At 59.6% G+C, this 23,085-nt stretch carries 18 protein-coding genes; 5 read left to right on the forward strand and 13 right to left on the reverse strand.

Going from position 1 to position 23,085, the window contains the following annotated elements; all coding sequences use genetic code 11:
* Positions 1 to 67 precede the first annotated feature (67 nt).
* From purL to ligA, 13 genes are all read right to left on the reverse strand, one after another.
* On the reverse strand, positions 68 to 2,353 hold the full coding sequence (gene purL, locus VGL38_02625; GenBank protein ID HEY3294309.1) for a phosphoribosylformylglycinamidine synthase subunit PurL: 2,286 nt from the start codon (positions 2,351 to 2,353) through the stop codon (positions 68 to 70).
* Complete coding sequence (gene uvrC / locus VGL38_02630; GenBank protein HEY3294310.1) at positions 2,331 to 4,178, reverse strand: excinuclease ABC subunit UvrC; 1,848 nt, start codon at positions 4,176 to 4,178, stop codon at positions 2,331 to 2,333. The genes purL and uvrC overlap by 23 nt, the downstream gene beginning before the upstream one ends.
* A gap of 23 nt (positions 4,179 to 4,201) precedes the next feature.
* Complete coding sequence (mce, locus tag VGL38_02635; protein HEY3294311.1) at positions 4,202 to 4,609, reverse strand: methylmalonyl-CoA epimerase; 408 nt, start codon at positions 4,607 to 4,609, stop codon at positions 4,202 to 4,204.
* Between the two features lie 6 nt (positions 4,610 to 4,615).
* On the reverse strand, positions 4,616 to 7,480 hold the full coding sequence (locus VGL38_02640) for a helicase C-terminal domain-containing protein (protein HEY3294312.1): 2,865 nt from the start codon (positions 7,478 to 7,480) through the stop codon (positions 4,616 to 4,618).
* A 9-nt stretch (positions 7,481 to 7,489) separates the two neighbouring features.
* Positions 7,490 to 8,944 (reverse strand): aminomethyl-transferring glycine dehydrogenase subunit GcvPB, encoded by a 1,455-nt coding sequence (gene gcvPB, locus VGL38_02645; GenBank protein ID HEY3294313.1) that lies wholly within the window; start codon positions 8,942 to 8,944, stop codon positions 7,490 to 7,492.
* A 26-nt stretch (positions 8,945 to 8,970) separates the two neighbouring features.
* Positions 8,971 to 10,326, reverse strand: a complete 1,356-nt coding sequence (gene gcvPA / locus VGL38_02650) for an aminomethyl-transferring glycine dehydrogenase subunit GcvPA (protein HEY3294314.1) — start codon at positions 10,324 to 10,326, stop codon at positions 8,971 to 8,973.
* Between the two features lie 45 nt (positions 10,327 to 10,371).
* Positions 10,372 to 10,749: a glycine cleavage system protein GcvH gene (gene gcvH / locus VGL38_02655; GenBank protein HEY3294315.1), complete on the reverse strand. Its 378-nt coding sequence runs from the start codon at positions 10,747 to 10,749 to the stop codon at positions 10,372 to 10,374.
* A 103-nt stretch (positions 10,750 to 10,852) separates the two neighbouring features.
* Positions 10,853 to 12,373 (reverse strand): hypothetical protein, encoded by a 1,521-nt coding sequence (locus VGL38_02660; GenBank protein HEY3294316.1) that lies wholly within the window; start codon positions 12,371 to 12,373, stop codon positions 10,853 to 10,855.
* A gap of 6 nt (positions 12,374 to 12,379) precedes the next feature.
* Positions 12,380 to 13,741, reverse strand: a complete 1,362-nt coding sequence (gene accC, locus VGL38_02665) for an acetyl-CoA carboxylase biotin carboxylase subunit (protein HEY3294317.1) — start codon at positions 13,739 to 13,741, stop codon at positions 12,380 to 12,382.
* Positions 13,741 to 14,217 (reverse strand): acetyl-CoA carboxylase biotin carboxyl carrier protein, encoded by a 477-nt coding sequence (gene accB, locus VGL38_02670; GenBank protein HEY3294318.1) that lies wholly within the window; start codon positions 14,215 to 14,217, stop codon positions 13,741 to 13,743. The genes accC and accB overlap by 1 nt, the downstream gene beginning before the upstream one ends.
* A 155-nt stretch (positions 14,218 to 14,372) precedes the next feature.
* Complete coding sequence (locus tag VGL38_02675; GenBank protein ID HEY3294319.1) at positions 14,373 to 14,873, reverse strand: hypothetical protein; 501 nt, start codon at positions 14,871 to 14,873, stop codon at positions 14,373 to 14,375.
* A 21-nt stretch (positions 14,874 to 14,894) separates the two neighbouring features.
* Positions 14,895 to 15,458: an elongation factor P gene (efp, locus tag VGL38_02680; protein HEY3294320.1), complete on the reverse strand. Its 564-nt coding sequence runs from the start codon at positions 15,456 to 15,458 to the stop codon at positions 14,895 to 14,897.
* 61 nt (positions 15,459 to 15,519) lie between these two features.
* Positions 15,520 to 17,526: an NAD-dependent DNA ligase LigA gene (gene ligA / locus VGL38_02685; protein ID HEY3294321.1), complete on the reverse strand. Its 2,007-nt coding sequence runs from the start codon at positions 17,524 to 17,526 to the stop codon at positions 15,520 to 15,522.
* A gap of 399 nt (positions 17,527 to 17,925) precedes the next feature.
* Here ligA and VGL38_02690 point away from each other — a divergent pair, with 399 nt between their 5' ends.
* The 5 genes from VGL38_02690 to VGL38_02710 are packed head-to-tail and all read left to right on the forward strand — an operon-like array spanning position 17,926 to position 22,992.
* A complete protein-coding gene (locus VGL38_02690; GenBank protein HEY3294322.1) occupies positions 17,926 to 18,963 on the forward strand; it encodes a glycosyltransferase in 1,038 nt (345 codons plus the stop codon).
* The gene (locus VGL38_02695; GenBank protein ID HEY3294323.1) at positions 18,909 to 20,009 is read left to right on the forward strand and encodes a lysylphosphatidylglycerol synthase transmembrane domain-containing protein; all 1,101 of its coding nucleotides are present in this window, start codon (positions 18,909 to 18,911) and stop codon (positions 20,007 to 20,009) included. Before VGL38_02690 ends, VGL38_02695 begins: the two co-directional genes overlap by 55 nt.
* Positions 20,006 to 21,232 carry a glycosyltransferase gene (locus tag VGL38_02700; protein HEY3294324.1) on the forward strand — a complete coding sequence of 409 codons (1,227 nt, stop codon included), beginning with the start codon at positions 20,006 to 20,008 and terminating at the stop codon, positions 21,230 to 21,232. Before VGL38_02695 ends, VGL38_02700 begins: the two co-directional genes overlap by 4 nt.
* 9 nt (positions 21,233 to 21,241) lie before the next feature.
* Entirely contained in the window at positions 21,242 to 21,889 is a 648-nt protein-coding gene (locus VGL38_02705; protein ID HEY3294325.1) for a polysaccharide deacetylase family protein, read from the forward strand.
* Positions 21,886 to 22,992 (forward strand): glycosyltransferase, encoded by a 1,107-nt coding sequence (locus VGL38_02710; GenBank protein HEY3294326.1) that lies wholly within the window; start codon positions 21,886 to 21,888, stop codon positions 22,990 to 22,992. Before VGL38_02705 ends, VGL38_02710 begins: the two co-directional genes overlap by 4 nt.
* The last annotated feature ends 93 nt before the right edge of the window (positions 22,993 to 23,085 follow it).

Genomic DNA, 23,085 nt, shown 5'->3' on the forward strand with positions numbered 1-23,085 from the left:
TGAAAAGAGCGTCGTGTGACGCTCTTTTCTCATTCTGTGACCAGTCCCGAAGGCAGCCGGGATCAGCTCATGACAACCGGGACAGCAGCGGATCGGTTGGCGCGGCATCCGGAGCCACGGCCTCACCCATCAAAACGGGGATGGCGCTCTCGTAAATAGCTTCGATTCGCGCGACCGGAATGGAAATCCAGTCGTTAATGACGAGGCGATCCCCGCCCACTCTGCCGAGCATTTGGACGGGAACGCCGTGCTGATCTGCGGCATGGCGGAAGGCCGCCCAATTGGCATGTTCGACCGTTACGACGGCACAACCGGCGCTTTCGGCAAAGAGAGACTCGACCGCGCGGCCCTTCCAGGGGAAGGTGAGCACGCAGCCGATGCCGCCGGCCAAGCACTTTTCAGCCATGGTGACCGCGAGGCCGCCTTCGGCGATGTCATGCGCGGAACGGATGAGGCCAAGGTCCGCCAGATCGGCGAGCAGATCAATCAGCGCCTTTTCGGTTTCGAAATCGAGATGGGGTGGATTGCCAGCGACAATGCCGTGCTCGAGATACAGATATTCACTGGCGCCAAGATCCGGTTGAAGATGGCCGAGCAGCGCGATGAAATCCCCTTCGGCTTTCAGACCAACGGTGACCGCGCTTGCGACATCCTCCAGCAGACCGACCATGCCGATGACAGGCGTGGGCAGAACGGGCTTGCCACGGGTTTCATTATAGAAAGAGACGTTGCCGCCGGTGACCGGGATGTCGAGAGCTTTGCAGGCATCGGCGATTCCGGTGACGGCTTCGTGGAAGAAGTAAAATGTCTCCGGGTTCATCGGGTTGCCGAAATTGAGGCAATTGGTGATGCCGATGGGGCGCGCGCCGGAGCAGGCGACATTGCGAGCCCCTTCCATGACGGCCAGGGCGGCGCCCTGACGGGGCTCCATGGCAACGTAGCGGCTGTTGCAATCCACGGTCATAGCCAGCGCACGGCGGGTGCCGGGAACGCGAACGACCGCGGCATCGGAGCGGCCACCGCCGACATGCGTATTGGCGCCGATGGTGTGATCGTACTGCTCATAGACCCAGCGTTTGCTGGCAATATTGGGAGAACCGAGCAGGCGTTCGAGCACGCCATCATAGTCCGACGGTTCGGCGAACTTGGACATGTCGAACTGGCTCAACTGATCGAGATACTCGGGGCGGGTAAAGGGCCGGCGGTATTGCGGCGCGCCGCCGCCAAGCACGAGGTGGGCGGCAGGGACATCGGCGACGATTTCGCCGTTCTCATAAACCACATAGCGGCCCGTATCGGTGACGACGCCGGTCTGGTCCGCATGCAGATCCCACTTGTCGAAGATGCGGCGGGCAACGTCTTCCCCGCCCTTCTTGATGATGGCGAGCATACGCTCCTGCGACTCGGAGAGACAAACCTCGTAGGCGGTCATGTCGGCTTCACGACGGGAGACTTTATTGACATCAAACTCGATGCCGGAGTTGCCACGGGCGGCGGTTTCGGTGCAGGAACAGGCGATACCCGCCGCCCCCATATCCTGAATACCGACCAGCACGCCGGACTCCACCAGTTCAAGCGTGGCTTCGAGCAGCAACTTTTCTTTAAAGGGATCGCCGATCTGCACGGAGGGACGCTTGGAAGCGGACTCTTCGGACAGGTCTTCGGAGGCGAAGGTTGCGCCGTGAATGCCGTCGCGACCGGTAGCCGCGCCGACGACGAAGACGGGATTGCCAGTGCCTTCCGCCGCGCCGCGCGCCATTTTCTTACGATCCAGCACGCCGACGGCCATAGCATTAATCAACGGGTTCTCATCGTAGGACGGATCGAAGTACACCTCGCCCGCAACGGTGGGAACGCCGAAGCAGTTGCCGTAGTCGCCGATGCCGCGCACCACGCCGCGCATGAGTTCGCGGTTACGGGGGGTGGTTAACGGCCCAAAGCGGAGGGAATTCAGCGCGGCGATGGGCCGGGCACCCATGGTGAAGATGTCGCGCAGAATGCCGCCGACGCCCGTGGCCGCGCCCTGGTAGGGCTCGATGGCGGACGGGTGATTGTGGCTCTCGATTTTGAAGCAGACGGCCAGGCCGTCTCCGATATCGAGTACGCCGGCGTTCTCTTCGCCCGCTTCGACGACGACGCGACGGCTTTTGCGCGGCAGGCGTTTGATTTCGAGAATGGAGTTCTTGTAGGAGCAGTGCTCGGACCACATCACCGAATACAGGCCGAGTTCGACGTAGGTGGGCATGCGGCCCAGCGTCTTCTGTATCTGGCTGAACTCTTCTTCGGTAAGCCCATGCTTGAGTACAAGCTCAAGCGTGACGGGCGGATATTTATTCGGTGTCTGGCTGGACATGATCCAATTGCTGCTGTTTATCGTGAAAGAAGGCAAAGATTTGCGCGGCGACCGCCTTGGGAATTCCATCCACACTCTCGATTTGTTCGAGGGTGGCTTCCTGCAGGTTGCGCACCGTGCCGAAATGCGAAAAAATAATCTGGCGGCGTGCGGGGCCGACGCCGTCGATCTCATCTAACAGGGATTGAAGAGATCGTTTGCGCCGCAGTTTGCGATGATAGGTGATGGCGAAGCGGTGGGCTTCATCGCGGATCTGCTGCAGAAGTTTCAGCGCGGAAGAGGTTTTGGGAATATTCTGCGGCTCGGAATCGCCGGGAAGATAGACCTCTTCGAGACGCTTGGCCAGACCGATAATGGGCTGATCCACGATGCCGAGTTCCGCCAGGGCTTCTCCCGCCGCGGCGAGCTGGCCTTTGCCACCGTCAATCAGCACCAGATCGGGAAACGGTTTGTTCTCGCGCTGGAGGCGGGCGAAGCGGCGGCCAACGACCTCGTGCATCGACGCAAAATCGTCCATGCCTTCGACGGTGCGAATTTTGAACACACGGTACTGGGAGCGCGCGGGTTTGCCTTCACGGAACATCACCATGGATGCCACTTTGTCCGTGCCCATCAGAGTCGAAATGTCGAAAGCGATAATTTCGTCGGGCAGTTTGCTGAGGGAAAGCTGTTTCTGCAGTTCGCGCAGGGACTGCGGCACGCGGTCTTTGACGTCACGGCTCAGCCGGTAGCCCTGAAGGCAAAGTTCGGCGTTGCGCTCGGCCAGTTCCACCAGATGAGCCTTGTCGCCGCGTTCAGGGATGCGGATGTCTACCTTGCCGCCGGCGCGTTCCCGCAGCCATTGGGCAAGGAGATCCTGATCGGGAACGGCGAAGGGCAGAAAGATCTCATCGGGCATGGAAACAGGATCGCTGTAGTAATGCTCGATGGCGGACTCGAGAATTTCGCCCGGTTCCTGCTCTTTGAGGTGGTTCAGGCGGTAATCGAGACGGCCCAGCATGCGGCCATTGCGGATCTGCAGCACGACGGCGCTGCCCAGATCGTCTTCGATTTTGAGCCCAAAGACGTCGCGATTCACGGGCTCGGGGGAGATCACCTTTTGCCGCTCGGTGAGCATCTCGAGGGCGGAGAGCCAATCGCGAAGCTGCGCCGCCTGTTCGAACTTCAGGTCGTCGGAAAGCCGCTGCATTTCCTGATTCAGACGCCGCACGACATCGTTGCCCTTGCCGCTGACGACATCGACAAAATCGCGCACGCGGCGGGCATACTCGGCCATCGTTTCATTACCGATGCAGGGAGCATTGCAGCGGCCAATGTGAAACTCGAGACAGGCCTTGAACCGGCCCTGCGCCACTGCGTCTTCGGTGAGGGGCAGATTGCAGGTGCGGATCTTGAGCATGCTGCGCAGCACGCGAATCAGGCCCTTCAGATGGTACAGATCGCTGTAGGGTCCGAAGTACCTCGAGCCATCAAGGACGGGGTGACGGGTGAGAAAGACGCGGGGGAAAGGCTCGTTGGAAACTCGCAGGAACGGAAACGATTTATCGTCGCGCAGATCGATATTGTATCGCGGCTTGCGGTCGCGGACGAGATTATTTTCGAGGATCAGCGCTTCGAGTTCGGTGTCCGTCGCAATGACTTCGACGTCGGCGATGCGCTTGACGAGATGATCGAATTGGTAGCGGCCATCATGCCCCGACTGAAAATACTGGCGCACGCGGTTGCGCAGTACAAGGGCCTTGCCGATGTAAATTACTTTTCCCTGATCGTCCTTGAAAAGATAGACTCCGGGCGAATCGGGAAGTGCGCGGAGTTTATCTTCCAAACTTGCCATGTCTTTGTACAGTATCACTTCAACTTGCGTTCCACCACTTCGGTGAGCACGCCGTGTAAGGCGCGGGGGTGAACAAACCCGATGGAGGTGTTTTCAGCTCCTGCGCGCGGCTTTTCGTCTATGAGGCGCACGCCGGAAGCTTTCATTCGCGTGAGTTCCTCCTCGACGGAGGTACTCTCTAACGCAAGGTGATGGATACCGGTTCCGTTTGCGGAGATGAAGCGGGCGATGGGCGAATCTTCGCGCGTAGCCTTCAACAATTCGACACGCAGCGAGCCGATCTCGATGACGGCCACTTCCACTCCCTGGCTTTCCACAAACTCGCGGTGAACCACTTGGCCGCCGCTCATCGTTTCCCACGAGCGAACGGCGTCCTCCAGATCCATAACCGCGATGCCGATATGATGCAGGCCGGTCAACATATGGTATTACGCACCGAAAAAGCGTTCGGTTTCCTGAAAAAGTTCGGACTCACTGGCAACGGCGATGGCCGCAGAAGGCAGACTCTCACGAATGACGCGGCCATAGCGGGACTTGAACAGGCGCGGATCGGTGATGATGGCGATACCGCGGTCCTGCGGATGACGAATCAGTCTGCCGACTCCCTGCTTAAGGCGCAGCGCCGATACGGGAAGGCTGTACTCGGAGAAGGCGTCGCGCCCGGCATCAGTGAGAGCTTCACTGCGGGCGGCGACCCACGGGTCGGTGGGCACATCGAAAGGAATGCGGGTAACGATGAGAATCTGCAGCGCGTCGCCGACCACATCAATCCCTTCCCAGAAGCTGGCGGCGCCGACCAAGATAGCATTTCCCTGCTTGCGAAACTCGGCCACCATTTCCGCCAGAGAGCCGCTGGCGCCCTGGCTGAGCAGGCGGCGATTGGCCTTGCGAGCGACGGGGTTCAGCGCAGTGGTCAATTTGTCAACCAGCACATTGGAGGTGCTGAGAATGAGCGTGCCACGCGGGAAGCGCTCCACAAGCTTGGCGATCAGGTCAACCGTCGCATCGGAATGTCCACCATCGCCGGCGCGCGGCGCGGGCAGATAGGTGGGGACAAAGGTGCGCATCTGCTCGGACAGGCGGAAGGGGCTGCTCAGAATGGACTCGGACAGACGCTCGGGGGGCAGCGATTCCAAGCCGAGGGACGATTTGAGCACATCGAATTTTCCGCCAACGGTGAGCGTGGCCGACGTGAGCACGACACTTTCGACGGACGGCCAGAAAACCTTAGCCATGATCTTGCCGACGGACACCGGAGCGGCATAGAGCGCGCACCAGTTGTGCTGCGGGCTGCGGCCAAACTCGGCCCACGTAACGGCGTTGGGATCATCTTCGCGAAGCATGTGGGCGAGTTGCTCGCGAATCTGCTCCACCCCATCGCAGGCGCTGCGCAGTTCGACCAGAGTTTCCGGGGCAAGCTTATCGTCGCCGCGCAGATCGGAAAGCTCGAGGGTGAACTTCTTCAGCGCGGAGGAAAACTCACTCCAATCGGTAAGGAACGGACCAAGGGCGCGGCAGATCTCGTCGTGAATTCGCTGGCCGACGTGGAAGCGCTGTTTGGAGGCGCGGTCATTCTCGGAGAGCATGCGCACGAGTTGGTCGGCAAGATAGCCGAAGGCCTGACGCGACGTGGCGTAGAGGCCGCGCACCTGTGAAAGCAGCGGGGTTGCGCCTTCGACCTTGGACGATTTCTCGCTCTTCTTCAGTTTGGCGGACACTGCGCCGAGCAGGCCGCGCGACGTGCGCTCATCCACGAGCCGGGAGAGCATGTTACGGAAGAGAGCGGGAGAAATTTCGAGCGTCATGGCGCCGACCATAGCGCGTTCGATCTGATGCGCTTCATCCAACACGAGCTTTTTGAAGCCGCCGGTAAAGCGCGGAAGATCGGAGACGAGCAGCGCGTGGTTGACAAAGAGCACATGGGCTTTGGCGGCGCGCTCCTGAGCGACGCGATAGAAATCGCCTTTGGCCGCGCCGCAGGCGGAGCCTGCACATGCCAGAGAATCGGAAGCTACTTGCGTCCAAAGAAACGGCAACGTGCGGATGTTAAAACCGCTGATCTCGCTGATGTCGCCGGTGGCCGTGAGTTCGGACCAGCGCAGAAGCGGCATAAGATTCATGCGGTCGACATCGGTCAGGCGTTCGCGGGACTCACGTACCAGAGACCGCAGGCGGCGTTTGCAGAGATAGTTGGCGCGGCCTTTGAGCACCGCGGCGCGGAATCCACGGCCAAGCGCGGTGTGGATCTCGCGCATGTCTTTGCGAAAGAGCTGCTCCTGCAGCACCTTGGTGTGCGAGGAGACGATAACCTGACGGCTCGCTTCGGGGTCCGCCATCACCCAGCGCAACGCGGGCGCAAGGTAAGCGAGAGACTTGCCGACGCCGGTAGGGGCCTCGGCAAGCAAAATCTTGTTGTGGTCGAAGGATGCTTCCGCCGCCTTGGCAAGTTCAAGCTGCATGGGGCGAAAACGGAAGAACGGCAGCTTCTTTTCGAAGACGCCGTCCTTGCCGAAAAGCTGATCCAGATCGGGTGTCGCGGCAGGTTCTTCATCCTCTTCCCCATCGGAGATCTGAGGAAATTCTGGTCTGCCGAGTCCGGTGGTTACCTCTTCGAGAGCGGAAAAGAAGAAGCGACTGCGATGCGTGGTTCCGGAGACGAGCCAATTCAACTCGCGGGCCAACTCTTCCCAGACGCGGGAAGGAAGCGACTGCATCATGCGCGCGAGGACTTCGCCCGTGGCGCGGGCATCGTCGAGGGCGCGATGTGCCTGCACAAGTTGTACGCCGAAGGCGCGGCAGAGGGATGCCAGCGAAAAGCTGGGGAACTCCGCCCAAAAGGTGCGGGATAGCAGCGCCGTGTCGAGGACTCGCGCCTGAAAGAACGCCAAGCGGTCACCCTGCGTGCGGGGGAGCAGATTCTCTCCCGCCGCACGCAGGAAGCCCAAGTCGAATTCGACATTTTGACCGACCAGCGGATCCGTGCCGATGAAATCGAGAAGGTCATTCGCGATATCGGCGAACGCGGGGGCGCCGGTCAGGTCTTTGTCGGTGATGCCGGTCAGTTCGATAATGAACTGATCGAGCGGGCGATCCGCCCGAACAAATGAGCGGAACTCCGAATCGGGAACGCCATTTCTGAACCGAACCGCACCGACCTCGATAATCTGATTGACCGAGGAATCGAGTCCTGTGGTCTCGAGGTCGATGGCAACGTAGCTGGAAAGCCCGAGTTTGTCGAGCCATCCTGCCGCGCCGCTTTCGGCTGTACCGGGTTCAAAAGCTGGCGCCGTCATCGGTGTCGACTACCCGCGCTTGTAGAAGGAGATATTGAGGGCACGCGCCGCGGTGGCCTCATCGAGACGGCGCACGGGCGTGGTATACGGAGCATTGCGAACGAGGTCGGGATTCTCCGTGATCTCCGCGTCGATTTGCAGCATGCCGTCGATGAAGTCGTCGAGCGTTTCCTTGGTCTCGGATTCGGTCGGCTCAATCATCAGGGCTTCGTGGACAATCAGCGGGAAGTAGACTGTCGGCGGATGGAAGCCGTAGTCGAGCAGGCGCTTGGCGATGTCCGCCGTGCGCGCGCCCCTGGATTTTTGACGGTCGCCGGAGAAGACGACTTCGTGCATCGAATAGGCCTTGTACGGCAGTTCGTAGGCATCGCACAGCTTGGCGCGCACGTAGTTGGCATTGATGATAGCCGCTTCGCTGACAAGATGCAGGCCGTCGCCGCCCATGGAGAGAATGTAGGTCAGGGCGCGGACATGAACACCGAAGTTGCCGAAGAAGGTGTGCAGATGGCCGATGGAATTGGGGCGTTCCCAATCCCATTCGAAACCGTTGTCGACCTTTACCACAACGGGAGAAGGCAGGAACGGCTCGAGCTTCGCCTTCACGGCCACGGGACCGCTGCCCGGACCGCCACCGCCGTGAGGCGTGGAGAAGGTCTTGTGCAGGTTAATGTGGCAGGCGTCGAAGCCCATGTCGCCGGGACGAGCAATGCCGAGCAGAGCGTTGAGATTGGCGCCATCCATATAAACGAGGCCGCCCACGTCGTGCACAAGCTTCGTGATTTCGGCAATGCGAGATTCGAACAGGCCGACTGTGTTGGGATTGGTGATCATCAAGGCGGCGACGTCGGCATCGAGCACCTTCTTCAGACCTTCGACGTCGACGAGACCATCGGGGCCGCTGGGAAGTTCGATCACCTCATACCCCGCCATAACGATGGACGCGGGATTGGTGCCGTGGGCGCTGTCAGGAATAATCACCTTCTTGCGCGGCGTGCCGCCGGTCTTGACGTGATATTCGCGGAACATGAGCAGCGCGGTGAGTTCACCCTGCGCGCCGGCGGACGGCTGGAGCGTCACCGCATCCATCCCGCTGATTTCGGCGAGCGCGCGAGCGAGTTGGTACTCGACTTCGAGCGCACCCTGACAGGTGATGGCGGGTTGCAGCGGGTGAATGGCGGAGAAGCCGGGCATAGCGGCCACTTCTTCATTAACGCGGGGGTTGTACTTCATGGTACAGGAACCCAGCGGGTAGAAGTCACGGTCGATGTGGTGATTGCGCACGGAGAGATTGGTGTAGTGGCGCATCACGGTATTTTCGGAGACCTCGGGCAGGCGCGGCAAGGTCTTGCGTTGCAGATCGGCGGGAAGCGCGGCTGCTTTGGCGACGCCGGGCACGGCGGGCACATCGTAGCCGACGCGGCCGGGGTGGCTGAGTTCGAAGATCAGCGGAGTTTCCGATTGCAGACTGCGGACATTTCTCTTCTTCGGCATTAGCGTTGCCCTCCCATGAAGTCGCGGACACTCGCCACATACTGGTCCAGCTCTTCTTTCGTACGGCTTTCGGTGACCGCCACGAGCAGGGCGTCGTCCATTTTGACGCGGAAACGCTTGAGCGGAATGCCAGCGAGAATCCGGCGCTTGGCCATGAACTCGAGGAACGCGGCGATATCCTGGCCTTCGAGCTTGATGACGAATTCTTTGAAGTGCGGGCCGCTGAAGGGGAACTGCACACCCTTAATCGTCTGGAGTTGCTGGCGCAGATAGGCGCAAAGATTCATGCAGGCTTCGCCCACACCGCGCAGGCCCTGCGGGCCGAGCATCGCCATGTAGAACGTGGCGCGCGCGGCAATGAGGCCTTCATTGGTACAGATGTTGGAGGTGGCTTTGTCGCGGCGGATGTGCTGCTCGCGCGTCTGCAGAGTGAGCACATACCCACGGCGGCCATCGACGTCCTTGGTGACGCCGACGATCCGGCCCGGCATGCGGCGCATGAGTTTCTCGCGAGCGGCAAAGAGCCCGACATAGGGGCCGCCGTAAGACTGGTAGTTGCCCAGGCACTGGCCTTCGCCGACGACGATATCAGCGCCCCAGTTGCCCGGAGCTTCCAGAACGCCCATAGCGATGGGATCGGCGACAACAATCGCGAGTGCGCCGGCGTCCTGCACGGCCTTGATGTGCGGCTGAAGGTTCTCCACCACGCCGAAGAAGTTCGGATACTGGAAGACCACGGCAGCAACATCAGAATTCAGCGTGGACGACAGGGCGTCCGGAGCAAGTTTGCCATCCTGCATGGGAAGCAGATCGAAGCGCAGTCCGGACGGATGTCCGAGGGTCTGCGTGACCTTGCGATAGTGGGGATGAACGCTGGACGGCCAGAGCACGCGATTGCGGCGGGTGTGGCCGGCGGCAAGCATGACGGCTTCGCCAAGGGCGGTGCCGCCGTCGTACATGCTGGCGTTGGCGGCATCCATGCCGAACAGCTCGCAGATCATGGACTGGAATTCATAGATAGTTTGCAGCGTACCCTGCGACACTTCCGGTTGATAGGGAGTGTACGCGGTGAGGAATTCGCTGCGGCCCGCGAGGGCATTGACGGCCGCCGGCACGACGTGGTCGTAGCTGCCCGCACCGAGGAAACTGGTGAGGTCGGCGGAATGGAGGTTCTTCCGAGCCAGAGCGGTCATCGCGCGGGTCACTTCCCATTCGGACTTGCCGGGGGGAAGATCCAGCGGCCGCTTGAGCCGGAGGGCATCCGGCACATTGGTCAGAAGTTCATCCAATGATGAAACCCCGATCTCGCGGAGCATCTGCTCGCGATCTTCGGGGGTAAGAGGAATATATCTCATTAGTCAGTAGCCGTTAGCAAAAGTTGGGGAACGTAACGAGGAATGTCAGACCAGAGCGGAATACGCCGCGGCATTGAGCAGGTTGGCGCGCTCGGCGGAGAAATTGGACAGCTTGAATTTGGCTACCCAACCCTTGCCGTATGGATCCTGATTCATGGTCTCGGGATTGTCATTCAGCACGTTGTTGATTTCGATCACATCGCCGGAAACGGGCGAGTAGATGTCGGCTACGGCCTTGACGGCCTCAATCGAACCGATGGACTGGCCTTGCGAGGCCTTGGTGCCGACGGACGGCAACTGGACAAAGACGACGTCGCCGAGTTCGCCCTGGGCATAATCCGTGATACCGACCACAGCGGTGTCGCCTTCAACGCGAACCCATTCGTGATCCTTAGTGTAGAGCAAATCCTGTGGAATGTTCATAGCTTCCTCAAAAGTTTATGGCGAACAGGCAATGCGCCCGCCGCCGCGTTGCAGTAGGAGTCCTATCAGGTTGCCCAAGAGCCGAACAGGCCCCGGGCGTGAATTAGTTGGGGGAAAGTCTGTAAACGGTCTGGGAGAAGCCGCTGTACGACACGGAGTAGACGATGACACTGTCGGCCATGACGAGTCGGACACTGGTGCCGGTACCCGCACCGTCGACGCTGAAGGCGCTGATCCAATGACCGTCCGGGTTGAAGACATGAACCGACCATGTGCTGTCGTTGACCGCGGCGCCGGGGAAACCGAGCCCCGCACCACCTGCAAACTGCTCCGTAAGTTCGGTGGGGTAGGCCTGGGTGGAAACCGCGCTGCCGCCGGTGAAGGGGTAACGGGCGATTTCCCGGCGAAGAGGATCCTGAGCCGAGGATTGGTCCACAACCCAGTATTGTTGAAAAAGCCTTCCGATGGGGAAGGAATCGGCGATCACGGTGGAGTCGAGAACACCTTCGATGGAATAGCCCCACGCGGTGTCGGGGCCGGTCGAATGCTCTATGACCCAAACGAGGTGCGCGACGCGGTCGTACTCGACACTGATCTGATCGTTGCAGTTATAAACCGGATGACTTACGATGGGGTGACCGGTTGTCGAATCCCTAACCACGCGAACGATGCCGCAGGGAGACGAGTCCGGCGCAGCATACACCCCGTAGAGAAATACATCGCGGCCATCGGAGATAATATTCCCGGCGGGAAAGACGCCAAGGTTATCCCGGCGGTAAGACTGCATCGGGGGAATGGCCCAGAAAGAGAGCGTATCGCGGCACCCGCCCGAGGCGGCGGCAAGGTACGTCACGCCATATTTGTCGCCGAGTTGAATACGGCTGTCGGTGAGCATGTGCGCGCCGTGGGTGAAGTCGAGGAAAATCGAGTCGCTGACCGCGCCGGCAGTGCTATGAAAGGAGAGATCGAACGCATGCAGCGTATCGAAGGCGATGCCGTGTTGCGAATCGAGATAGACCCGGAACTGGCAGAGCGTCGAAGGATCGGCTCCGATCTTTACGAAAGATCCTTCCACTCCCCGGTTGAGATTTGCCGTAAACCGTCCGCTGAGGGCCGTGACGGTGAAGGTCACCGTGCGAGCGGAATCCAACATGCCAACGGTTCCGGTCTGCGCCGCTTCAATGACCTTATTCAGTGCTTCGCCGCTGTTGCCGACAGGCATGGTGTCCACCCGTGTGAACTGGGTGGCGAGGCCCCGAAACGATGTCTGGATGACTGCCGGAATTTCGGCGCCATTGATCGTGCGGTTGAGCGCGAGATGGAATCCTTCGCGGTAGGTCCCTGCCGGGATCTGAAATCCGGCGCTGGTCCACGAGGCGGTCTCCCCCGCGACAAACTCGACACTGCCGTCACAAGCAAGAGTCGGATCGGACACCAGTGTGACCGATTCCTGCAAACCGACCTGATGACGGAAACTGAAGGGATCGCAATTGGCGAACATCAGCTGCGTACCATCCGGAAGCACAGGCTCCGGGCCGACGGCCTTGTCATCCTGTTTGCAACTTGTGGCAAGCAGGATCGCGCACAAAACGAAACACAATCCGAGGAACGTGTAGCCCTTCATACTTGGTCAAGAAGCTGTTTTAGCAGCCTCCCGCTCCATGAATTCTTCAACCCACTTGGTGTGTACGTCACTGGCGATAAACTGTTCGAGCAGCAGAACCTTCTGATGGAACGGAATCGTCGTTTTGATGCCTTCAACGACGAATTCATCGAGGGCGCGGCGCATGCGGGCGATGGCTTCGGAGCGGTCGCGGCCCCAGGCGATGAGTTTAGCAATCAGACTGTCATAATACGGGGGAATCGTATAGCCCTGATAGATGTGGGTGTCCACACGGATTCCGGGGCCGCCGGGTATATTCAGCGCCGTAATTTTGCCCGGGCAAGGCATGAAACTGCGGCTGGGATCTTCGGCGTTGATACGGCACTCGATGGCGTGGCCTCTGAACTGAATCGAACTCTGCTTCAGGAGCGGCTCGCCGAGGGCGACGCGCAATTGTTCCTTGGCGAGATCGACACCGGTCACCATTTCGGTAACGGGATGCTCCACCTGAATACGCGTGTTCATTTCCATGAAGTAGAAATTGAGGTCGCGGTCCACCAGGAACTCCATCGTGCCGCAGGACGCGTAGCCAATGGCCGCAGCGGCTTCCGAGGCGACCTTGCCCATGCGCTGCCGCAGGTCGGGAGTCACCACGGGGGACGGAGATTCCTCGATCAACTTCTGATGGCGGCGCTGCGTGGAGCAGTCCCGCTCGCCGAGGTGAATGCAGCCGCCCTTGCCGTCGCCGAGAATTTGAATCTCCACATGACGGGGTTCGAGAATCGCCTTCTCCACATAGAGGTCGCCGTTATTGAACGACGCTTCGGCTTCGGCGTGTGCCATTTCGAAGGACGATTCGAGATTCTCCATGCGGGTCACCAGCCGCATACCGCGTCCGCCGCCACCGGCGACGGCCTTGATCATGATGGGCAGGCCCATCTCTTCGGCAAGTCGGCGTGCCTCGGCGACACCGCTGACGGGACCATCGCTGCCGGGAATCACCGGACACCCGACGGCCTGCATGGTGCGTTTGGCTTCGGACTTGTGGCCCATCTTGTTGATGACCGAGGGATCGGGGCCGATCCAGACAAGACCGTGATCGATACAAATCTGCGCGAAGTCGGCATTCTCCGCCAGAAATCCATAGCCGGGATGGAGGGCGTCGGCATTGGTGATCTCCGCCGCGGCAATGAGAGCCTTGGGTTGGAGATAACTCTCGGAAGACGGCGGCGGTCCGATGCACACGGACTCATCCGCGAACTTCACGTGCAACGCGTCACGGTCAGCCGTGGAATGCACGGCGACGGACTTGATTCCCATCTCGCGGCAGGCGCGGATAATCCGCAGGGCGATTTCGCCTCGGTTGGCAATAAGTACTTTTTCGAACATCAGGCCACGCTGGTGTCTACACGGAAGAGAATCTGGCCGAATTCGACGGGCTGCGCATTCTCGACCACGATTTCGACGATGCGGCCACGGACTTCGGATTCCAGCTCATTCATGAGCTTCATCGCCTCGACAATGCAAATCACCTTACCGGGTTCGACGGTGTCCCCCATGCGCACGTACGGCTCCGCATCGGGAGACGGTGCGCGGTAGAAGGTTCCGACCATCGGCGACTTGATCTCATGAAGCTGGCGTTTGCTGTCGGCAGGCGGCGCCGCGACCGGGGCGGCAGGCGCAGCAGCCACGGGAGCGGCAGGCGCGGCGACGGTCATTGCCGGAGCGGGCATCATGTGAACAGCAGAGTTCGCGACGCCGTTCTTCGAGATCCGGATCTTCAGCTCTTTGTCCACGAGTTCGAACTCGGTGATCGGACTTTTCTCAATCATTTCAATGAGCTTCTTGATATCTTGAAGCTCGATGCGGCTTTTTTCGATCTTCGGTCGCGTAGCGGCCATAAACGTCCTCCTAATCTGCGGCCCAGGGAGCAAAATGTGCGTTGCCTGCTGGATCCGTTCCTGTTCGCTCACGTCCGGGCCACATGCATCGTGGCGCGGATGTCGCTGCTCAGTAACTGTCAAACGGGAGTCCGGCGCTTGCGCGGCGGAGAGTCCCCTGTGGGGTGCGGCGTGCTTCCCGCGCTATGCGGTTCGGGCACCGCACCGGAGTCCGGTCTGATTTCCGGCGTGTTTTGTCGTGGGATGACGACTTCAAGCGAATCGAAGGCCCGGGACAGAGCCCGGTAGAGCCGCCATTCCGGCAGCATGGAGTCGGGCTCCTGCGGGCCGGCTGGCTTGGCTTTCTTCCTTACGAACGGGACAGATGGCATTGGTTGTACCCGTACGGGAACCACAGGTTCCGGCATGGTCAGAAAGGCCGGAGCCTCGGCAACCGGTGCGGGCAGGCTATGCGGCGCTCTGCCTTTCCAGAGGAGAAGCGCTACTCCGAAGAACAGCACCCCATACACTCCGAACACTGCAACCGGCTTGCGACGCCGCCATGCCTTGACGGCGGCGACCGTCCCCAAAACAATGCCTGCCGCGACGGAAACCGTCGCAAGCAGAGCCCGGTAATCCATAATCAGTTCACCGGACGGTCGTTAGCGCTTCACGCGGTCCAAATACTCCGAGGTGCGCGTGTCAACGCGAATCACGTCGCCCTGATCCACGAAGAACGGGACTTGCACGACCGCGCCGGTCTCGAGAGTGGCGGGTTTGCCGGAGCCGGACACGGTATCCCCTTTGACGCCGGGCGCGGTCTCGGTGATTTGCAGTTCAAGGAAGTTGGGGACTTCCATGCTGAGGGGAACGTCCTGGAGGAAGCTGACGCGGCAGACGACCCCGTCCTTCATCCACTTGCCGTTGTCGCCGACCAGTTCCGGGCCGAGTACGATCTGTTCGAAGGACTCCTGGTCCATGAAGTTGTAGCCGTCGCCGTCGTGGTAAAGGAACTGCATATCGCGCGTTTCGACGCGCACGATATCGAGGGACGCGCCGGAATTGAGCGTGCGCTCGATGACGCGGCCTGTTTTGATGTTACGCAGTGTAATCCGCACAAAGGCACCGCCTTTGCCCGGCTTCACATGCTGGAAGTCAGCGATCAGGAAAATTTGGCCTTCCATCTGAACAGTCAGGCCTTTGCGGATGTCAGCAGTCGTCGCCATGTTTAAAGGGTTCCGTAATCTCGATGTTGAACAGGGAAAAGAGCGGAGCGCAACCGCGAGGTCACTTTCCGATCAGCTTAAGAAAATCGTTTTCAGTCAGGAGAGGGATCTGCAAGGTCAAAGCCTTGTCGTATTTGGATCCTGGGTTCTCCCCTACCACCACGTAGTTGGTATTTTTGGATACCGAACCGGTCGGTCGTCCGCCCAGCGCGACGATGGCCGCTTCGGCCTGATCGCGGGACATGGATACCAGAGAACCCGTGATGACAAAGGTCTGTCCGGCGAGTTTGTCCCCGTGCTTGACGGGTGTCTCAGGTTCGAACCTGACGCCTGCTTTTTTGAGCTTGCGCAGCGTTTTTTCGACCTTGGGCTCGCGGAAGTACTCGAAAATGGCAAGGGCAACCCGCGGGCCGACCTCAGGAATTGCCTGAAGCTCCTCTTCGCCGGCTTGAGCAAGACCGTCGAGGCTTCCCAGGCGGACGGCCAACGTGCGGGCGGTGCCTTCTCCAACAAAACGGATACCCAAGCCAAAAATGAGGCGGTCGAGGGGTTTGGTCTTGGCCTGTTCAATACCTTGAAGCAGGTTGCGCGCGGATTTGTCGGCGAAGCGCGCAAGGTTCAAGAGTTGCTCGAGGGTCAGCTCAAACAGATCAGCAAAGTCCTTTACCAAGCCCTCATTGACCAACAGATTCACGGTCTCAGAGCCAAGGCCTTCGATGTCCAAGGCATCGCGTGAGGCAAAGTGCTCGATCTGGCGCTTGATGACTTCCGGATCATCCGGATTGGGGCAGCGCAGCGCGACTTCACCTTCCACCTTCTCCAGCTTAGCCCCGCAGAAGGGGCATTTCTTCGGCGGGTGATAGGACTTTGAGTCGGCGACGCGTTCGGAAAGGTCCACCTCGACGACTTTGGGGATGACATCCCCGCCGCGCTCGAGCACTACAGTATCGCCTTCGCGCACACCGAGGCGTTCGATCTCTTCGAAATTGTGCAGCGTCGCGCGGCGGATAGTGACGCCGCCGAGTGGAACGGGCTCCAGATCAGCCACCGGGGTGATGGTTCCGGTGCGGCCAATCTGCAGAAGAATCTGATTCAGGCGAGTCCGGGCCTGACGGGCGGAAAACTTGAAGGCCATGGCCCAGCGTGGGGAACGCGCTGTAAGTCCGAGTCGCCGCTGGTCGGCGAAGGAATTGACCTTGAGCACTACCCCGTCGATTTCGAAGGGCAGTTTATCCCGTTCATCCTGCCATTTGCGCCAGAAATCTATGGCGGTATCGATGGAATGCGCGAGAGCCCAGTGGGGGCTGGCGGGGAAGCCCAAATCCGCCAACTTTACCAGGGCTTCAGCTTGCGAAGCGACTCCATCGGCGCGCAGCGTGTCGTAGCCGTAACAGACAATGGACAGGCGGCGGCGAGCCACGGTGGCGGGGTCAAGCGTCTTCAGGGTGCCCGCCGTGAAGTTGCGGGGATTGGCGAAAGCCTTGCCGCCTTCGGCCACACGCTCTTCATTCAGGTTGACGAAGTCTGCCTTGTTCATGTAGACTTCGCCGCGAATATAGACCAAAGGATCCGGGGCTTGGTGATCCTTGGGATAGATCTTTAGCGGCAGGCGGCGAATGGTGCGGATATTGACCGTAATGTCATCTCCGAAGAGACCATCGCCACGGGTTTCGGCCTGCAAAATCGTTCCGTTTTCGTACGTCAGCAGGACGGCGACGCCGTCAAATTTCAATTCGCAGACATACTCCGGTTGCTTCCCTTCCAGCCCGGATACTACACGTTCGTGGAACTCCCGGATATCCGCTTCGTCATAGGAATTGTCGAGCGAGATCAGCGGAAAAGGATGCTTGACGACCTTGAAGCCAGCGTGCGGGGCTTCACCCACCCGCTGGGTAGGGCTATCGGGCGTAATGTACTCGGGATGGCGGCTTTCGAGGTCCCTCAGCCGTTTGAACAGACGGTCGTATTCCTCGTCGGAGATTTCCGGCTCGGCCTTGCCGTAGTACAAATGATCGTGGTGGGCGATCTCGGCGCGCAGCCGTTCGATCTCTTTTTGGGGATCCACCATGAAGACCTGAGGTTAACATCACTATAGCAGGGTGCGAATCCTCCTCGCACTCCCAGCTTACCAAGGTACGTTATAGCGTCGCAATTTACTAAAACATACACAAAATAGCAACCCCGGATGTTTAGGCGGTGCCTCTTTGACATGGGGAGTCCCGATGCAGGAAAGTAGGCCTGAACTGTTCACAGGATTATGATATTCCTTGAAATCCGCTTGCAATTAAGTGACGCTTTGGGTATATTGAACCGATCCATGAGCCCCAATTTTTTGGTAAATTCTGATATAGCCCCGGCTATGTGGTTTGGAAGTATCATCCTTCTAACTCTGGCTGTGGCTGTCTCGCTCTTTTGGGCGCTTGGCGTGCTTCGCTGGCTTGTCCAAAGTGTCAAAGCCGGTGCGAAAATGCCGCCTATATCCATCATTGTGGCTGGACGCAATGAGGAGCGATATGTGGGAGGCTGCCTCAGGTCCCTGCTACAGTTAGACTATGATCCGCAGCTCACGGAACTGATTTTCGTGGATGACCATTCCACCGATGGGACACGAGCACTTGCGGAAGGTCTGGCGGTAGAAAGCGGTGGCCGTTTGCGGGTACTAAGTGCTCCCCCCTGCCCTGCCGGTATGGGTCCTAAGAAGAACGCCATTGCCTTTGGGGTTGCCCAGGCGAAGGGAGAGTTGCTGCTCTTTACCGATGCAGACTGTCTGGTCAAACCGGGCTGGGCAACGTGTGCTGTAAGCAGTTACAGGCAGAAGACGGGTGCGGCCACGGGGCCGGTGCTTCCCCCCGTGGAGGCAGGGTTTGTGAATCGGCTTTTGCGGCTCGAACGCATTTTGATCAGTTACACATCGGCCTCGGCTATTGGCTGGGGCTCTCCGGCCTCCGCCTCGGGAGGCAATTTCTCCTATCGCCGCGCCGCATTCGATTCGGTGGGCGGGATTGCCCATGCGCAGGTGGCTTCGGGGGATGACGATTTGATGGCTCAGGCCATTGCGCGACATGGCTGGCAGGTCGGGTATGCGCGGGGTGCAGAGTCGGTGGTGGAACATCTGCGGCGGCCCACGATGGGCCAGCAGGTGAACGCGACGATCCGCCATCAGAGCACAACGCGCTATTATCCGCTTCACTGGCGGCTGATTTACATTTTATCGATTTTGAGCACTCTGGGACTGCTCGCCGTATTGGCGGCAACCGTATTCGTGCCCGAACTGCTGGGATTTCTGCTGGCGGCAATGACGGGGCGCTTGCTGATTGAAGGCATTGCGGTTCGCGCCTTCTGCCGCTGTTATGAGATCCGGCTTTCTACATTGGAGTTTTTGACGGCTGAGATTTGCCTGCCCGTCTATCTTTTGATACGGGCGGTGCTGTCTTTGTTTCCATCTTTTTCATGGCAAGCCCGCACCCATCGCACCACGACGGCACCGACGACCGGCGCGGTATGACCACCGAAATTTCGCACGGCGAAACTTCGGCCCGCACCTCCGAGGATCTCGGGGATCTTGCGCAAACGCCGACCTCCGGCCCGACGAATCCGTGGAAGATCGTGCTGCGGATCGGGCTGACCGCGGGGTTGTTCGTGCTTCTGTTCTGGCAGGTAAGTTGGCATCAGGTGTGGGATGCCGTTCAGACACTTGATCTGCATCTTCTGTTCTGGGTGTGCCTGCTGTGGATTCCGACGCAGTATTTGCAGTACATCCGCTGGGCGATTCTTGCACGGGAAGCCGGCAAAGGGGTCAGCCGCGCGGATATTCACAAATCGTACTGGGTGGGATTCACGCTGGGGTTGGTCACTCCCGGACGCGTAGGGCAATTCGGGCGCGCGCTGGCGCTGCATAATTGTTCGCTTTCGCGGGCCATTGGAGTATCGGCGATTGAGCGGGGCTACAGCGCGATCACGATTAACGGATTCGGATTGCTGGCGATTGTAATGCTGCCGTGGCTGGGCTGGGCGCCGCCGTATGTGATGCCGAATGCCTGGATGCGCGCCATCGTGGTTGTAGCGGGGCTGCTGCTGCTGGTGCTGGGAGTGTTTCCGCGGAGCATGTTCCGGCCATTGAACTGGCTGGCGTCCAAGCTGCCGTTCCGGGAGAAGATGGAACGAGCGATTGACGTTCTGAAGCCCGCGGGACCGGCGCGCGGAATTCTCTATTTGGCCTTGGCGGCGGCAGCGCTGGCCTCCGCCCTGCTGCAGTTCGTGCTGCTGTTGCGCGCGATGGGAGCGCCTGTGCCGGTGTTTGCCGGAATGCTGGCGGCGCTGTTGACATTTTTCCTGAAAGGCGCGCTGCCGATTTCAGTGGGGAGCCTCGGCGTCGGCGAGTGGGTTGCCGTGTATTGTTTTCGCGGATTGGGTGTGGAGCCTTCGGTGTCCGTGGCCGCTTCGCTGGTGCTGTTTACGATCAATGTGTTCGTGCCGAGTCTGATCGGTCTGCCGTTTATCAATACGCTCCGAGGATTGCCGCTGTCCAAGCCAAAGGTTGATGCCGCATGAGCCTGTCGGTACTTTTTGTTTCCGTGCTTGCGCTGCTCAGTCTGATCTACGGATTGGTGCTGTCCGGTTTTTTGCGGGGTCTGGTGAAACTGCGCCGAATCGCGTCGCAGACTACCGGGTATCTGCCTTCAGTCAGCATTATCATTCCGGCGCGAAATGAAGCGCGAGTGCTGGAGCGCACGCTGAAGTCGCTGCTCCATCAGAACTATAAGGGCTGGTGGGAAGTGGTTGTGGTGGACGACCGCAGCACGGACGGAACGGCGGCGATTCTACAGGACTTTGTGCAGTCATCCGACCGCGTGCGCGTGTTGACGGTAACGGTACCGTATCCGGTTTCGCCGAAGAAGAACGCGCTGGCGCTGGGAATTCGCGAATCGCGCGGGGAGATTATCGTGACCACCGATGCCGATTGTACCTATGATCGCTCGTGGCTGAGCACGATGGTCTCGCATATGACGGAAGATACCGGCGTGGTGGCGGGGCTCACGGTGTTCGATCTTCCGGAAGCGGCGGTTCCGGCCTGGCAGAAGATTCAATGGCTGGACTTCTTCGCACAGCAGCTTCTGGCGGCAGGCGCCGCAGGCGCGGGTGTGCCGTCGAGCTGCAACGGGTCCAATCTTGCGTACCGGCGAAGCGTCTATGAACAGATTGCCGGATTCGGAAGCATTGCGACGCTGGTATCGGGTGACGACGTGCTGTTTGCGCAGCGGGTTTCCAAGTTAACGTCGTGGAAAGTGGTGTTTGCCACGGAACCGGAGAGCATTGTGCGGTCGCTGCCGGTGCGAACGGTTCGCGACGTGTTTTCGCAGCGCATCCGCTGGGCCTCCAAAGGGTTGGCGTACCGCAAAAGCATGTCAGTCTTTCTCTTCGGCATGTATGCTTATTACCTGCTTTGGGTCGCCGCGCCATTGATAATGCTTGCCGCGCCATGGTGCGCGCTGCCCATCTTGGGGATTGCGGCATGGAAAGCAGCATGGGACTATTTTACGATTCGTGCGGGCTGCCGGATCTTTGGCGAGCGGGAGTTGCTACGCTATTTTCTGCCGTTTGTCGCCTTGCACACGGTATTGACTCCGGTGTTCGGCGTCGGAGGTTTGCTGGTGCCTTACCGCTGGAAAGGCAATTCCTATCATACGACGACGCTGCCGTTCGGGGTCAAGCGCGGGATTGTCCGCATGCGCCGAATGGTTCGTTCGCGCAACGAGGCCGAAACGGTCAGTTGACATACTTTCATGGCTGTCAGATTACGTGAGAAGATCTTCCGCCGCTGGCTGTGGCGACTGCCGCCACACAGCGGCGCTGTCGCTCTGACCTTTGACGATGGGCCGGATGCGCAGACCACTCCGTCTCTCCTTGCCGAGCTGGCGCGACTCGGCATTGTCAGCACGCATTTTCTGGTGGGAGAACGCGCCGCCGCCGCGCCATCACTGGTGGAGGAAACCCGCGCGGCGGGGCATGCGGTGGCGAATCACTCCTTCCAGCACAAGAGTTTTCTCTGGCGGCCGGGGACCTATCAGGAAGAGAGTCTGAGGGCCGCCGACGCGATCCTGACCGCCGGCACCGGCGAGCGGTGTTCCTTTTTCCGGCCCTGTTTCGGGCAATACAATAACTGGACGCAAGGTGTCCTTGAACGCCTCGGCTATGCCGGCGTGCTGTGGTCCGTCATTGCTTCGGATTGGACGGAGCAGACGGACGAGCAACTCTGGCAGCGGTTACAACCGCAGTTGCACGAGGGCGCGATCATCGTGCTGCATGACGGGCATCCGACGACCGCGCGCGTCGTGCGCCTCCTTCCCCGCCTCGCCGATGAAGTGGGAAAACGTGGCTGGACTTTCGTTCCGTTATTACCATCTACTTTCATCTCTGGTAACAACACGTGACGCTACTGCTCATTCTTCTTGGCACCTGCTTCGTATATCTTCTGATCGCCGCCTATCTGTCGCGCGGAATACATGGTCACTATCAGACCCGGAATGATTTCCCGATGGTCAGTGTTGTGGTGCCGGTGCGCAACGAAGAAGCACAACTGCATTGCCTGCTGGATTCGCTGCTGACCGCCGACTACCCCGCGGAGAAGATGGAAGTGATCGTGGTCAACGATGACTCCGAGGACCGGACGCGGGAGATCGCGCTGTCCTATAAGAATCGTTTTGCCTGCCGCTATGAAGTTATCGACGTAGTGACGGTGCCCGGCGACAAACTGATTCTGAAGACCCGGCCACTGGCGCAAGGGCTTGACCGTGCCACGGGCGAGATCGTGCTGATGACGGACGCAGATTGCATCGTGCCTTCAGGTTGGGTGAAGGCGATGGTGTCTTTCTTTGCGCCGAATGTCGGTATGGTGTGCGGAACAACGCTGCCGCACCCGGAGATGCAGGCCAAGTATCCCCTCACGTGGTTTGAGACGCTGGATTGGATGTTCCTGCTGGGTGCGAGCGCGGGTCTGTCGGGAAAGGGCCATCCGCAGGCGCTGATCGGCAACAACTATACGGTGCGGCGCGAAGCGTATCACGGCATCGGGACTTTTCGCGGTCTGGAATACACGGACATCGACGACATTGCGCTGCTGATGGCCATTAAGCAGTCCGGCAAGTGGCAGGTGGTTTTTCCGGCGAATCCTGAGGTCAGGATTTTCACGCGTCCTTTGCAGTCCATTGCCGAACTGGCACGGCAGCGCCGGCGCTGGATGAAGGGGTTCCGCTATACGAACTGGCAGGGGAAAGCGGTGATTATCTTCGGAACCATTACGCATGTCACGATGCCGCTGTGGCCGTTCTATCTGGGATGGGAATTCCTGCTGCCATTCACCTTTCTCATGCTGGGAGACGGCATGGTGCTTGGCAAAATGCTGCGGCAGTATCGTCTGAAGCGGCTGATGATTCTGGTACCGATGTATCCGATCTTCGCCTGCATGTACGGCCTGGGAATTATGTACTTTCTGGCGGCATCGCGCCGGGTGCCATGGAAGGGCCGGACATTCTAATTTGATGATACGGGCGGATCTAAGATCCGCCCCTCCTCGATCATGTTGGACAATAAGAAAGCGGCGAACCGTGAGGCTCGCCGCTTTTGCATT

Source organism: bacterium, from assembly GCA_036504735.1.
Lineage (GTDB): Bacteria > Electryoneota > RPQS01 > RPQS01 > RPQS01 > DASXUQ01.

Excerpts from the sequence above, each read along its gene's own strand:
- purL (HEY3294309.1), bottom strand. The coding sequence starts at position 2,353 with ATGTCCAGCCAGACACCGAATAAATATCCGCCCGTCACGCTTGAGCTT.
- mce (HEY3294311.1), bottom strand. The coding sequence starts at position 4,609 with ATGTTGACCGGCCTGCATCATATCGGCATCGCGGTTATGGATCTGGAG.
- VGL38_02640 (HEY3294312.1), bottom strand. The coding sequence starts at position 7,480 with ATGACGGCGCCAGCTTTTGAACCCGGTACAGCCGAAAGCGGCGCGGCA.
- gcvPA (HEY3294314.1), bottom strand. The coding sequence starts at position 10,326 with ATGAGATATATTCCTCTTACCCCCGAAGATCGCGAGCAGATGCTCCGC.
- gcvH (HEY3294315.1), bottom strand. The coding sequence starts at position 10,749 with ATGAACATTCCACAGGATTTGCTCTACACTAAGGATCACGAATGGGTT.
- VGL38_02660 (HEY3294316.1), bottom strand. The coding sequence starts at position 12,373 with ATGAAGGGCTACACGTTCCTCGGATTGTGTTTCGTTTTGTGCGCGATC.
- accC (HEY3294317.1), bottom strand. The coding sequence starts at position 13,741 with ATGTTCGAAAAAGTACTTATTGCCAACCGAGGCGAAATCGCCCTGCGG.
- VGL38_02675 (HEY3294319.1), bottom strand. The coding sequence starts at position 14,873 with ATGGATTACCGGGCTCTGCTTGCGACGGTTTCCGTCGCGGCAGGCATT.
- efp (HEY3294320.1), bottom strand. The coding sequence starts at position 15,458 with ATGGCGACGACTGCTGACATCCGCAAAGGCCTGACTGTTCAGATGGAA.
- ligA (HEY3294321.1), bottom strand. The coding sequence starts at position 17,526 with ATGGTGGATCCCCAAAAAGAGATCGAACGGCTGCGCGCCGAGATCGCC.
- VGL38_02690 (HEY3294322.1), top strand. The coding sequence starts at position 17,926 with ATGCCGCCTATATCCATCATTGTGGCTGGACGCAATGAGGAGCGATAT.
- VGL38_02695 (HEY3294323.1), top strand. The coding sequence starts at position 18,909 with ATGGCAAGCCCGCACCCATCGCACCACGACGGCACCGACGACCGGCGC.
- VGL38_02700 (HEY3294324.1), top strand. The coding sequence starts at position 20,006 with ATGAGCCTGTCGGTACTTTTTGTTTCCGTGCTTGCGCTGCTCAGTCTG.
- VGL38_02705 (HEY3294325.1), top strand. The coding sequence starts at position 21,242 with ATGGCTGTCAGATTACGTGAGAAGATCTTCCGCCGCTGGCTGTGGCGA.